The sequence below is a fragment of the Pseudomonas sp. TE3728 genome (genome assembly GCF_056279145.1).
Genome location: NZ_JBWBQT010000001.1, coordinates 4,430,788 through 4,443,441, shown reverse-complemented (window position 1 = coordinate 4,443,441; position 12,654 = coordinate 4,430,788). Strand labels below are relative to the sequence as shown.

14 protein-coding genes are annotated in these 12,654 nt (G+C 57.5%); 2 read left to right on the top strand and 12 right to left on the bottom strand.

The window, feature by feature from the left end; translation table 11 throughout:
• Nucleotides 1-16: 16 nt before the first annotated feature.
• The 5 genes from ACZ89R_RS19465 to ACZ89R_RS19445 all read right to left on the bottom strand — a co-directional run bounded on the left by ACZ89R_RS19465 (nt 17) and on the right by ACZ89R_RS19445 (nt 5,130).
• The gene (locus tag ACZ89R_RS19465) at nt 17-799 is read right to left on the bottom strand and encodes a MetQ/NlpA family ABC transporter substrate-binding protein (RefSeq protein ID WP_429544877.1); all 783 of its coding nucleotides are present in this window, start codon (nt 797-799) and stop codon (nt 17-19) included.
• A 263-nt stretch (nt 800-1,062) separates the two neighbouring features.
• Nucleotides 1,063-1,995, bottom strand: a complete 933-nt coding sequence (locus ACZ89R_RS19460) for a sigma 54-interacting transcriptional regulator (RefSeq protein ID WP_429544878.1) — start codon at nt 1,993-1,995, stop codon at nt 1,063-1,065.
• 61 nt (nt 1,996-2,056) lie between these two features.
• Nucleotides 2,057-2,638 (bottom strand): alpha/beta hydrolase, encoded by a 582-nt coding sequence (locus tag ACZ89R_RS19455; protein ID WP_429544879.1) that lies wholly within the window; start codon nt 2,636-2,638, stop codon nt 2,057-2,059.
• A 729-nt stretch (nt 2,639-3,367) separates the two neighbouring features.
• Entirely contained in the window at nt 3,368-3,799 is a 432-nt protein-coding gene (locus ACZ89R_RS19450; RefSeq protein ID WP_429544880.1) for a hypothetical protein, read from the bottom strand.
• Between the two features lie 257 nt (nt 3,800-4,056).
• A complete protein-coding gene (locus tag ACZ89R_RS19445; protein ID WP_429544881.1) occupies nt 4,057-5,130 on the bottom strand; it encodes a fatty acid desaturase in 1,074 nt (357 codons plus the stop codon).
• Between the two features lie 100 nt (nt 5,131-5,230).
• On the opposite strand from ACZ89R_RS19445, the gene ACZ89R_RS19440 reads away from it, so the two are divergent.
• A complete protein-coding gene (locus tag ACZ89R_RS19440) occupies nt 5,231-6,235 on the top strand; it encodes an AraC family transcriptional regulator (protein ID WP_429544882.1) in 1,005 nt (334 codons plus the stop codon).
• A 145-nt stretch (nt 6,236-6,380) separates the two neighbouring features.
• Here the strand turns inward: ACZ89R_RS19440 and ACZ89R_RS19435 are convergent, their stop codons facing one another.
• On the bottom strand, nt 6,381-6,746 hold the full coding sequence (locus ACZ89R_RS19435; RefSeq protein ID WP_030131593.1) for a response regulator: 366 nt from the start codon (nt 6,744-6,746) through the stop codon (nt 6,381-6,383).
• A gap of 110 nt (nt 6,747-6,856) precedes the next feature.
• Entirely contained in the window at nt 6,857-7,543 is a 687-nt protein-coding gene (locus tag ACZ89R_RS19430) for a Crp/Fnr family transcriptional regulator (protein ID WP_429544883.1), read from the bottom strand.
• Between the two features lie 85 nt (nt 7,544-7,628).
• Here ACZ89R_RS19430 and ACZ89R_RS19425 point away from each other — a divergent pair, with 85 nt between their 5' ends.
• Nucleotides 7,629-8,147, top strand: a complete 519-nt coding sequence (locus ACZ89R_RS19425) for an Mpo1 family 2-hydroxy fatty acid dioxygenase (protein ID WP_429544884.1) — start codon at nt 7,629-7,631, stop codon at nt 8,145-8,147.
• Nucleotides 8,148-8,262: 115 nt separating this feature from the next.
• On the opposite strand, the gene ACZ89R_RS19420 is transcribed toward ACZ89R_RS19425, so the two are convergent.
• The 5 genes from ACZ89R_RS19420 to oscA form a co-directional block, all read right to left on the bottom strand.
• Nucleotides 8,263-9,252, bottom strand: coding sequence for a sulfate/molybdate ABC transporter ATP-binding protein (locus tag ACZ89R_RS19420; protein ID WP_429544885.1), 990 nt, complete (start codon nt 9,250-9,252; stop codon nt 8,263-8,265).
• 3 nt (nt 9,253-9,255) lie between these two features.
• The gene (cysW, locus tag ACZ89R_RS19415; protein ID WP_429544886.1) at nt 9,256-10,125 is read right to left on the bottom strand and encodes a sulfate ABC transporter permease subunit CysW; all 870 of its coding nucleotides are present in this window, start codon (nt 10,123-10,125) and stop codon (nt 9,256-9,258) included.
• 13 nt (nt 10,126-10,138) lie between these two features.
• On the bottom strand, nt 10,139-10,957 hold the full coding sequence (cysT, locus tag ACZ89R_RS19410; protein WP_429544887.1) for a sulfate ABC transporter permease subunit CysT: 819 nt from the start codon (nt 10,955-10,957) through the stop codon (nt 10,139-10,141).
• A 238-nt stretch (nt 10,958-11,195) separates the two neighbouring features.
• On the bottom strand, nt 11,196-12,209 hold the full coding sequence (locus ACZ89R_RS19405; protein WP_007899632.1) for a sulfate ABC transporter substrate-binding protein: 1,014 nt from the start codon (nt 12,207-12,209) through the stop codon (nt 11,196-11,198).
• 143 nt (nt 12,210-12,352) lie between these two features.
• Nucleotides 12,353-12,535, bottom strand: a complete 183-nt coding sequence (oscA, locus tag ACZ89R_RS19400; RefSeq protein WP_007941032.1) for a sulfur starvation response protein OscA — start codon at nt 12,533-12,535, stop codon at nt 12,353-12,355.
• Between the last annotated feature and the right edge of the window lie 119 nt (nt 12,536-12,654).

The following is a 12,654-nucleotide window of genomic DNA, read 5'->3' as shown; positions in this document are numbered from 1 at the left end:
TTGATACTGCGATCAATCAGAACGCCGGCAGTACCGCGCCGCTGTATTTCTTGGCGATGAACGCCTTCACTTCCGGGCTGGTCAGGGCCTTGGCCAGTTTCTGGATGGCGACGCTGTCCTTGTTGTCTGGACGCGACACCAGGAAGTTCACGTAAGGCGAATCGGCACCTTCGATCACCAGTGCATCTTTAGCCGGGTTCAGACCCGCGTCCAGCGCGTAGTTGGTGTTGATCATGTCCAGGTCGACCTGATCCAGAACACGCGGCAGCATGGCCGATTCCAGCTCCTTGAACTTGAAGTTATGCGGGTTCTTGGCGATGTCTTTCGGGGTGGCCACGGCGTTTTTCGGGTCTTTCAACTCGATCAGGCCAGCCTTCTGCAGCAGGATCAGGGCCCGGCCGCTGTTGCTGCCTTCATTGGGGATGGCGATGGTTGCGCCGTCTTTCAGCTCAGCCAGGCTTTTGACTTTTTTCGAGTAGCCGCCAAACGGTTCGACGTGCACGCCGATCACGGTCACCAGGTTAGTGCCTTTGCCTTCGTTGAAGTTTTTCAGGTACGGCAGGGTCTGGAAGTAGTTGGCGTCCAGACGCTTCTGGTCGACCTGCACGTTCGGCTGAACGTAGTCGGTGAAGACTTTGATCTCCAGGTCCACGCCTTCTTTGGCGAGGGTCGGCTTGATCAGTTCAAGGATCTCGGCATGTGGAATCGGGGTCGCCGCCACCACCAGTTTCTCGCCAGCCTGGGCCAGGCCCGCGGTCAGGGCAGCCGCCAATGCGGTAAACAACAGAACCTTTTTCATGCAGTGTCCTTATCGAAATTCGCGGCCATCATCGACGACGGCTGATTAGTACGAGTGCCAGTGATGTGCTATCGCTGGCGTGACGCGGACAATACCGGGATTTTTTATTCCCTAACAATATCTTTTATTCACTTTCATATTCCATTTTGTTCATAAAACCGCCACGCCCGATGTAGGAGCTGCCGAAGGCTGCGATCTTTTGATTTTGGCGATTTCAAAGGCACCGAAAATCAAGATCAAAAGATCGCAGGCTGCGCCAGCTCCTACACAAGCCCGGTGTCTTTGAGCAGTTTTTTCAAGGCGTCTTTTTCGACGGCGGAACCGTTGCCGAGGATTTTTTTGAGTTGCTGTTCGATCTGAAGCAGCGATACCGATGCCTCGGGCAAATTCAAATGCTCCGGCAAAATCTCATCGCCGGTACTCACCAACAACGCAAAGTGGATAACGTTCTCCAACTCCCGGGTGTTGCCCGGCCAACTGTGCTGCTCCAGCAGATGCTGTGCGGCGTCGCTGATCAATGGCACCGGCAGGTCGAGGCGTTGGCTGTAGATGCCGAGGAAGTATTCGGCCAGCGACAAAATATCACCCACCCGTTCGCGCAAGGCTGGCAGTTCGAGCTGGCCTTCGCTGAGGTAGTGATAGAGCCGCTCATGGAATTTTCCGGCAGCCACGGCCTGAGCCAAATCGATGCTGGTGGCGGCCACCAGACGTACGTCCACCGGGCTTGGCTGCTGAGCGCCAACGCGAGTGACTTCGTGGTTTTCCAGGGCTGCGAGCAGCTTGATCTGGATTGGCAACGGCAAGTCGCCGATCTCGTCCAGATAGAGCGTGCCGCCATTGGCCGAACCGAACCATCCCGCACGACTGCTGGCCGAACCGCTGTAACTGCCGGCGGCATAGCCGAACAGTTCAGCGTCGGCGTAGGTCGGGCTGATCGCCCCGCAATTGACTGACACGAACAATCCACCACGGTCACTGGCGCGATGGATGTGCCGCGCCAGCAGTTCTTTACCGCTGCCGGTTTCACCGCGGATCAATACCGAGATCGAACGTGGCGCCAGTTGTTCCAGCTCCTGGCGCAACTGCCGGGAACGCGGATCGACGAACACCAACGCCTTGGCGCGAATGCTCAGCGGGCTTTTTTCCGCATCAGGAAAGGTCAGCAGCGGCTGACCGAAGGTTTCATGCAAGCTCATGGCAGACTCCCGCCCCAAAACCGCCGGGAGGCGGGGGCGTTTTCTTAAAAAAATAAAGGGTTCAAGCGCGACGCAGGGCGTGTTGCTCCATGCGGTTTTGCAGACGATAGAGGTACGCAAAACCCTGCTCCCAACGCTGATGACCGGACTTCACGTTGATGTGCCCGGCCCCCGATAAAATCCCCGCCTCGGCGCCCCAGTTACGTGCCAGCTCAAGCGCTCGTGGCGCACTCACGGCACTATCGTTATCGGAGCTGACGATCTGGCTCGGGAACGGCAGCAACGTTGTCGGAATCGGTGCGAAGTTGCGCAAGGCCGGAGCACAGGCCGGGCGTTCGACGTCCGCCGGCGCGACCAGCAAGGCGCCGCGCACCTGACGCAAAAACTGCAACGGCGCCGTAGCGGCCCAATGCGCAACCGTGATGCAACCCAGGCTATGGGCGATCAGAATCACTGGCGTGCTGTCGGCGGCAATCGCCTCGGCCAGTGCCGCGACCCAGTCCTCACGACGAGGCGTCAGCCAGTCGGCCTGCTCTACACGCGCACTGTTTGGCAGGCTGTTCTGCCAATGGGTTTGCCAATGATCTTCTGGCGATCCTTGCCAGCCCGGCACAATCAGGTAGCGAATTGATTCGTTGCGCATGGGGGAGCTCTCCTGCTGCGTGTCTGTTCGTGACCGAGTATAGGGAGGAGAGTTATATTCGTTAAGGAATAAGAAGCTATTTATTAAGACCAATATCGAATATTAAGCCGATCACCTATGGGAGCGAGGCTGCTCGCGATAGCGGTAGATCAGTCACCATCAATGTTGCATGTGACGACGCCATCGCGAGCAGGCTCGCTCCCACAGGGGTTGGTGTTTGCCAAGAAAAAAAAGGGGCCGCACCCTGCCAAGGAGACGGCCCCGGAAATCGGAAATCTATTAACGCGCGGTAATCACCGACAAATCCCTGCCCCCTCGGGTAAACGTTTAGCGCAAAAAGGTTTCGGTTCAATGAATCTTGAAATCGACGGGCAAACTGACCTAGCCGTTCTGGGCGATTTCATTCCGTGCACCAATCGGTGGATGAATCATTGGGCCAGCCGCTTATTTCTCAAAGTAATTTTTAAAATTATACTTAGATAAAAATAGAATATTAAAGGCCATGAGAGTGCCACGCCACGTCATACTAGGCTTGTAGCCAACAGACATATGGCGATGCTTTTAAAAAATTGAAATTATTCGTAGAAGGCATGAACTTACGAAAGAATCCAGACGAATACTGACAAAAAAATAATTCAAATATTTTGCAAAAATTGGTTATGGCGCTCACAAACCAAAACAGGCTGATGCACTGTTAATGCACCAGCCTGTTGACAACTACAACAACTCTTATTGCTTGACGAACTCTCCGCCCAACAATACTACATCACCATCAAAGTTATTACGCGCACCCGCAGCCCGAAGTCGGGAATAGTTATGATCCGGTGAAAACAGTGCCCAAGCCTGATACCCAGTGCCATCATTCAAACCGGTAAAGGTGATGATGGTCGGTTGCCCGGTGCTGTTCTGAAAGTGGTAGTGCCCATAACTGACTTCGTAGTTCACATCACCTTGACTGAACGAGCCACTGAATGTGCCATTCGAATCATTACCATCGGTAATTACCAGTTTGGCGCCGGTGTTGGAGTTCACGTAAGTACCATTAATGCTCGACATGGTTCGACTTCCTTTATCGTTTAAATAAGTATCTTCCGATGAGAGCAAGTTTCCTCCTGGAAACTCACGCCACTGAGCATGGTTCGCCCCTTGAACTTTGTCCATGCAAGAAAGCCATTATTTTTCTACAAAAATGCAATAAGCACTATGCAAACACTTCATAACCTATTCCAAATTCAAGCACTCATTAACTCTCTTTGTTCTAAGTCAGAAATCGCTATACATCCCTTCATTGACGACATAAGCGGTTCATCGTGGTCACGCCCGCTCCCACAGTGGGTCGGAGTGAACACAAAATTTGTGGCCAACTCAAAACCTGTGGGAGCGGGCTTGCCCGCGAAGAGGCCCTGAACCACACCCCATCAAGCCCTGACTGAACGCATCTCTTCTGCCACCACCGACTCCTTGCGCACAAACCGGTTCGCCCGCCCGAACGTGCCGAAATCATTGAACCGCACCCCCATCTCGCGCATCACCTTGTGCGCCACCGGGACGGTCATCTGCCGAATGTAAAACGGCTCCTTCACCACAAAATGATGGATCCCGTGGCTGCTGCCGAAGTTGAAGCAGAACGCCTGCAACGGCCACATCCACCAAGGGTTCAGCACCTGAGTCTGCTGAATCATATTCCCCGGCTCCACGTCACCGTAGTAGTGCATGTTCGAGCTGACAAAATGCAGGCAGAACGTGCGCAATACGTTGGGGCCGATGATCACGACGGCCGCGATGTCGATCACCTGCATTACCGCCAAAGTAGTCGCCGACCATTCGATGGGCGCCCCCAGCAAATGCGCAATGCCGTTGGCGACGTGAAAACCGAGAAACACGTACCACGCTCCCCAATGCACCAGCGCCAGCGGTGCGTAAACCTTCAGAAAACGCTTGATGATGCTGAATTTGTGCGCCCGGGTCTTGGCCCGCAGCATGCGGATGAACGCCGACATCACGTTGTCGCCGACCATCAATAGCCGCGCGATTCCCCACGGCTCACCGTTGGTGATCGCCCGCTCTTCCATGTCGGCGTCGGTGCCGGACACCTTATGGTGATTGAGGTGCAAATGACGGCGGATCCAGGGATTGATGGTGCTCGGTCGCGCCAGCCATACCAGGCCCATCATCAGGTTGTGCGGCACGCGCTGTTTGCGGAAGTACATGCTGTGGATCAGGTCATGCTCCAGCTCATGAGTCAGCGAGGCGAAAAACGCGTTGAGCAACAGGCATACCCACCAAGCCATGTACCCGGTGATGTACAGCGCTGCGGAGGCGATCATGCCGACCAACGCGAAAGCCAGAATACCTGCGCCCAAGGCGTCCTGATGGTTGAGAATCGGGTAGCGCTGACGCAGTTCGACGCCTTTGGCCAATACCACCTGGCGAATATGCGCTGATCGCTGTGCTGCATTCAGTCGCTGGGGACTTGCACAAGTACCGTCCATGCTTCCATCCTCTGGTTATTGATGTTCGCATCCTGCCTTGCGATGCTGTACGGAGCGGTAGCCGTGAACGCCAACCTGTTGACCGGACGCGCCATTCAACATGACTGAACCGACCTCCCTCGCCAGCTGGACCCGTGCCCTGCGCAAGCAGCTCGAAGCGCTGGGTCTCGACAGCACTACCCTGTGCCAACAGGCGGGGCTCGACCCGCAGTTGATGGACGACCCGAACGCCCGTTACCCGTTGTCCGGCACCACGCGCCTGTGGCAAATCGCGGTGCAGGTCAGCGGCGACCCGGCGATTGGCTTGCGGGTGTCGCGTTTCGTCAGCCCCACCACCTTTCATGCGCTGGGTTATGCGTTGGTGGCCAGTGGCAGCCTGCGGGAAGTTTTCGAGCGCATCGTGCGTTATCACCACGTGGTCAGCGACGCGCTGGATCTGGAACTGATCCGCGCCGAGGATCGCTACTACTTCCGCCTGAAAATCCCCCAAGGCAACCCCGCGCCAGCCTTCGAGGCCATCGACGCCTTCGCGGCGATTTACGTGCGCACCTGCCGCAATCGCCTGGGCCGTGACTACGCCCCGCTGGCGGTCTACCTGCGTCGTCCGGAACCGGCCGACCCGCACCAATGGCACAAAGTGTTCCGCTCGCCGGTGTATTTCAACGCCGATGAAGACCGACTGGAATTCGCCCTGGTGGATTTCGACAGTCACCTGGACGACGCCAACCCGGAACTGGCCGAACACAACGAAACCGTGCTCAAACGCACCCTGGCGCAACTCAAACCCCTGACCTGGGAGCGCAAGGTTCGTGACGCCATTGAAGAGCAATTACCCGAAGGCGAACCGTCGGCCGACCGCATCGCCCAGGCGCTGCACTTGAGTCTACGCAGCCTGCAACGGCACTTGGCGGATGAAGGTTGTCGGTTCGATACGCTGCTCAATGAAAGCCGGGAAAACCTGGCACTGCTGCATCTGCGCGACCCACTGTGCTCGTTGGGCGAAATCAGTTATCTGCTGGGGTTCGCCGACACCAGCAGCTTCAGCCGCGCGTTCAAACGCTGGACCGGAATGACGCCGGGGCAGTTTCGGGATGGGTTGCAGTGACAGATCCGAGAGGTGTTTTGAGTTTTCCGGCCTCTTCGCGGGCAAGCCTCGCTCCCACAGGGTTTTCGGTTGCTGTGATTCACCCAGAACCACTGTGGGAGCGGGCTTGCCCGCGATAACCATTTCTCAAACACCACTGAAACCGCTATCGCCCGCGATCCCGCCGCAACAGCTTGCGCACCCGCTTCACCAGTTCACTGACGGCAAACGGCTTGAGCAGGTAATCATCTTCATGCAATTCCAACCCGCGCAGCCGATCTTCAATGCCATCCTTGGTGGTGAGGAGCAGCACCGGCGTGTCGCCGAGCTTGCGGATCTGTTGCAGCAACTGCCAGCCGTTGAGTCCCGGCAGCATCACGTCGAGGATGATCAGTTCGTATTCGCCGGATTCGATAAAGCGCCGGCCGTCCATGCCATTGAGCGCCACATCTACCGCGTAACTCGCTTCGCTCAAGCCTTTGGCCAGGAGGCTGGCGGTCTCGGGTTCGTCTTCCACTAGCAACACACGCATGGCACACCTCGATTGTCGTCGTCACAGGCTAGGCGCGTTCGCGGATAAAGCCCATCAATACCGTGGTGATTTCAAAAGATTGCAGTCTTCGCAGCGCCTACAGGTGCACGTCAAATCATCGCCAACGCCCGCAACCGCTCGGCATCCAGAATCTCGATCTCGCCGTACTTGAGATCCACAACCCCTTGCCCCTGCAAATCCTTGAGGAGCTGGTTGGTGGTCTGGCGCGACAGCGACAGCATCGACGCCAGTTGCTCCTGAGGCAGTTGCAGAACACGGCGCGGCGGGTCGATTTCACCGTAACCCTCGGCGATCATCAGCAAGCGATGAGCCAAGCGTGCCGGGGCAGGCATCAGGCTCAGCTGTTCGAGGTTGATGAAGGTCAGGCGCAGTTTGTGGCTCATCAACAACGCCAGTTGCCGCCAGTAAACCGGTTGTTGGTCGAGTACCTTCAGTAGTGTCGCCTGCGGGATGTGCAACAACGTGCACTGGCCAACGGCGTAGGCATCGTGTGTTCGCGGTTGGCCATCGAACAGGCAGATTTCGCCGAACCAGTGCGGGGCTTCCACCAGGCTCAGTAGCGCTTCCTTGCCCTGCTCGCTCACCGCGCCAATACGCACCGCCCCTTCGAGCACTGCATACAGCCCGCACGGCGGATCACCGCGTTTGAATAGCAGTTGCCCCGACGGCAGGCGCCGAACCCGGGCCGCAGCCAGCAGACTATCCTGTAAAGGAACAGGTAAATGACTGAACCACTGCCCCGTATCCAGGCGCGAACGCCAAACCTGCATGTCCATGAAAACTCCTGGAGATTGTCGCCTGGCTGACAGAGCGAGAGATGTAACCCGGGGCATCATCCATCACCCTACAGGAGGAATAACAATGAAAAGCCTCGTTGACCATCTCAGTCAATACGCCGCCTACCACCGTGACCCGCGCAATATTGCCAGCCACTTTATCGGTATCCCGCTGATTGTAGTGGCGGTTGCGGTGTTGCTGTCGCGGCCGCAATGGGGCGCAGGCTGGATTTCGCCGGCAGTGCTGGTCGCGATGGCATCGGCGTGGTTTTACTTGCGCCTGGAGGTGCGTCTTGGGGTGTTGATGACCGTGTTGCTCGGTCTGTGTATTTGGGCGGGTCAGGTTCTCGCACAGCAAAGTACGCTGGTGTGGCTGGCCAGCGGCATCGGGATGTTTGTGCTGGGGTGGGCGATTCAGTTTGTCGGTCACCACTATGAAGGACGCAAACCGGCGTTTGTCGATGATGTGACCGGGTTGATTGTCGGGCCGCTGTTCGTGGTGGTTGAGTTGGCGTTTTTGCTCGGAATGCGGCGCGAGCTGAAAGAGCAGATCGAGGCGCGAGTGGGTGGTGTGCGGATCAATCCGAAAAAAGCGGCGGCTTAGGCCGCTTTAAAAGATCGCAGCCTGCGGCAGCTCCTACAGGGTTTTCGGTTGGCCACAAATGTGTGCTCAACCCGGATCCACTGTAGGAGCTGCCGCAGGCTGCGATCTTTTGATCTTAGAGGTTGGCGACTTTCTGCCAGACCTTGGGCTTGAAGAACAACGTCTCACCCTTGGCCAATCCAACCAGGCTGTCATGGTCTTTCACCACTTCAGCCTCGATCAACTCGCTCTGGCCTTCGACCTTCAACGTCACCCGCGTGGTAGCGCCCAACGGACGAATATCCCGCACTTGCGCCGCATGGTGATCTTCCAGCTCATGCCGCGACAGCGACACTTCGTGGGGACGGAACAGCACGTGCCGGTCTTCGCCCAAATGCAGACGGTTCGAGTCGCCGAGGAAGTGATAGACGAAATCGCTGGCCGGGTTTTCGTAGACGTCGCCCGGTGAGCCGATCTGCTCGATCACGCCCTTGTTCATCACCACGATACGGTCGGCGACTTCCATCGCCTCTTCCTGGTCGTGGGTCACGAACACCGAAGTCAGGTTGATGTCTTCGTGCAGCCGTGCAAGCCAGCGACGCAGCTCTTTACGGACCTTGGCATCCAGCGCACCGAAGGGTTCGTCGAGCAGCAAAACCTTCGGCTCCACCGCCAAGGCACGGGCCAATGCGATGCGCTGACGCTGGCCGCCGGAGAGTTGTTCCGGGTAACGATCGGCCAACCAATCCAGTTGCACCATGTTCAGCAGTTCGTGGACTTTAACCGCGATCTGGCTCTCGCTCGGGCGTTGGTTTTTCGGCTTCATTCGCAGGCCGAACGCGACGTTGTCGAACACCGTCATGTGCCGGAACAGAGCGTAGTGCTGGAACACGAAACCGACATTGCGATCACGCACGTCGTGGCCGGAGACGTCTTCTCCGTGGAACACGATGTTGCCCTGATCCGGGGTTTCCAGGCCGGCGATGATCCGCAGCAACGTGGTCTTGCCGCAGCCGGACGGCCCCAGCAACGCCACCAGCTCGCCGCTTTGAATGTCCAGGCTGATGTTGTCCAGCGCCTTGAACGCGTGGAAGTTTTTGCTGACGTTACGCACTTCGATCGACATGACTTATTCCTCCGCGGCGCTGGCGCGCAGGCGGTTAATACGGTTTTCGCTCCACTGCTTGAGCAGCAGGATGAAGAGCGCCAGGATCAGCAACAGGCTCGCCACGGCGAACGCGGCCACGTGGTTGTATTCGTTGTAGAGGATCTCGACGTGCAGCGGCAGGGTGTTGGTCACCCCGCGAATGTGCCCGGAAACCACCGACACCGCACCGAACTCCCCCATCGCTCGCGCAGTGCAGAGCACCACGCCATAGATCAGGCCCCATTTGATATTGGGAACGGTGACGTGCCAGAACATCTGCCAGCCATTGGCGCCAAGCAGGCGCGCGGCCTCTTCCTCCTGAGTGCCTTGTTCCTGCATCAGCGGGATCAGCTCACGGGCCACGAACGGCACGGTGACGAAAATCGTCGCCAACACGATGCCCGGCAAGGCGAAGACGATCTGGATGTCATGATCCTGCAACCACGGACCGAACAGCCCCTGGGCGCCGAACATCAACACGTAGACCAGGCCTGCGATCACTGGCGACACCGAGAATGGCAGGTCGATAAGCGTCACCAGCATGCTCTTGCCACGGAACGAGTATTTGCTCACGCACCACGCCGCACTGACACCGAACACCAGGTTCAGCGGCACCGAGATCAGCACCGCAATCACGGTGAGTTTCAACGCCGACAAGGCGTCCGGCTCGAAGATCGCGGTGAAGAATGCACCCAGGCCCAGTTTCAGGCCCTGGGACACCACGATGAACAATGGCAACAACAGAAACAGTGCAAAGATCAGCCAGCCGAGGCCGATCAGGAGTCGCCGCGACGTGGCACTGCCACGGCGGGCGGCGTTCGAGGAGGCTGCTGCAATAGACGATTGGGACATTTTTCGCGCCTCCTTATGGGGTTTCGATGCGCCGCTGCAGCAAGTTGATCAGCAGCAACAGGACAAAGGAAACCACCAGCATCAGTACACCAATGGAGGTGGCGCCGGTGTAATCGTACTGGTCGAGTTTGACCATGATCAGCAGCGGCAGAATTTCGGTTTTCATCGGCATGTTGCCGGCGATGAAAATCACCGAACCGTACTCGCCGACCCCACGGGCAAAGGCCAAAGCAAAACCGGTCAGCCAGGCTGGCAGCAGCGCCGGCACCAGAATATGGCGGAAAACCTGTAACGGTTTCGCCCCCAGGCAAGCCGCCGCTTCCTCTACTTCACGGGGGATATCAGCCAGTACAGGCTGTACCGTACGTACCACAAATGGAAGCGTCACAAAAGTCAGCGCCAGCGTGATGCCGAGGGGGGTGTAGGCGATCTTGAAACCCAGGTCCGCAGCGAACTGACCCACCAGGCCAGCGGGGGTGTACAGCGCGGTCAGCGCGATACCGGCCACCGCAGTGGGCAATGCGAACGGCAGGTCGATCATCGCGTCGATGACTTTTCGCCCCGGGAACGTGTAGCGCACCAGCACCCAGGCCAGCAGCGTGCCAATGATGCCGTTGATGATCGCGGCATAGAGCGCGGTGCCGAAGCTCAGCTTCAACGCCGCCAGCACCCGTGGCGCCGAGATGATGACCCAGAACTGCTCCCAGGTCAGTTGAGCGGCATGCACGAACATCGCCGCCAGTGGAATGAGCACAATCAAGCTGAGGTACACCAAGGTGTAGCCCAGCGTCAGCCCGAAGCCGGGTATGACGGGGGAGATACGACGCGACATAAAAGTCCTTGGTTGAGAACGCGCTAAGCCCCGACGGTGAAATCGGGGCCTGTTGGCTAATGCCAGCCAGTTAAGGATTTGGACACTGCAGTCCCTGTGGGAGCGAGCCTGCTCGCGATAGCGGCGGGTCAGCCAACATTTATGCTGAATGTACCGCCGTCATCGCGAGCAGGCTCGCTCCCACAGGTTCAGCACCTTAACTGCCTGGAATCAGGTCCATTGACTGATCCATTTCAGGTTACTGCGCCTGATAAATCTGGTCGAACACGCCACCGTCATTGAAGAATTTCGGTTGCGCGGTTTTCCAGCCACCGAAGTCCTTGTCGATGGTCACCAGTTCCAGTGTCGGGAACTGTTTGGCGTACTTGGCGGCCACCTCTTTGTCACGTGGACGATAGAAGTTTTTCGCCGCGATTTCCTGGCCGGCCGGGCTGTACAGGTGCTTGAGATACGCTTCAGCAATGTCGGTGTTGCCCTTTTTCTCGGCGTTCTTGTCGACCACGGCCACCGGTGGTTCGGCCAGGATCGACAGCGAAGGCACGACGATGTCGAACTTGTCAGCACCGCCGTCTTCTTTCAAGGCCAGGAAGGCTTCGTTTTCCCAGGCCAGCAACACGTCGCCCTGACCATTGTTGACGAAGGTGATGGTCGAACCGCGAGCACCGGTGTCCAGCACAGGCACGTGTTTGAACAGAGTCTGCACGTACTCTTTAGCCTTGGCTTCGTTACCACCATTGGCTTTCAGGCCATAGGCCCAGGCCGCGAGGAAATTCCAGCGCGCCCCGCCGGAGGTTTTCGGATTCGGGGTGATGACTTCCACGCCGTTTTTGGTCAGGTCGCCCCAGTCCTTGATGCCTTTCGGGTTGCCCTTGCGCACCAGGAACACGATGGTCGAGGTGTAAGGCGTGCTCGCTTCCGGAAGGCGCTTCTGCCAGTCGGCCGGCAGGCTCTTGCCGAGCTTGGCGATTTCGTCGATGTCACCGGCCAGGGCCAGGGTCACCACGTCGGCCCGCAGACCGTCGATCACCGCCCGGCCCTGCTTGCCCGAACCACCGTGGGACTGCTGGATTTTCACGTTGTCGCCAGCGTGGTCTTTTTTCCAGAAGTTGATGAACTCGGCGTTGTACTCCTGGTACAGCTCACGGGTCGGGTCATACGACACGTTGAGCAGCTCGTAATCCTTGGCAACCGCGGAACCCGCAAAAAGGGCACTGGCCAGGGCGGCCAAAGCAAAATGACGAATCGACGACATGGTGAAAGCTCCTGGAATTCTTGGTGTGTTGGCTTTTCTTATGGATTTCTGGAATCGGGTTGCCTGTTCAAAGATCGCAGCCTTCGGCGGCGCCCACAGGCGCGTAGGAGCTGCCGAAGGCTGCGATCTTTTGATCTTTCGTTTCAGCTCGGTTTGTTGCCCGGGTTCTGCAATCGGAATTTCTCTTTGCGTTCGATCTGAACCACCTGGGCGTTGTGCACGGTGATTTCCACCGCGCCAAAGCGCAGATCGCGTAAAGCGCTTTGGATCTCACGCAAAATGGTGGCTTCGTCCTGCCCGTCAACACTACGTAGGGATGCGCTCATGGTGCTGCTCCTTAATGAGATATGCCTGGCAGTGGCGGGCACTGCTTACGGCGTGAGAGCAATAGTAGATAGGCGCATATATTCTTAAAAAGACTATTTAAGAATTTTTATATAACCAA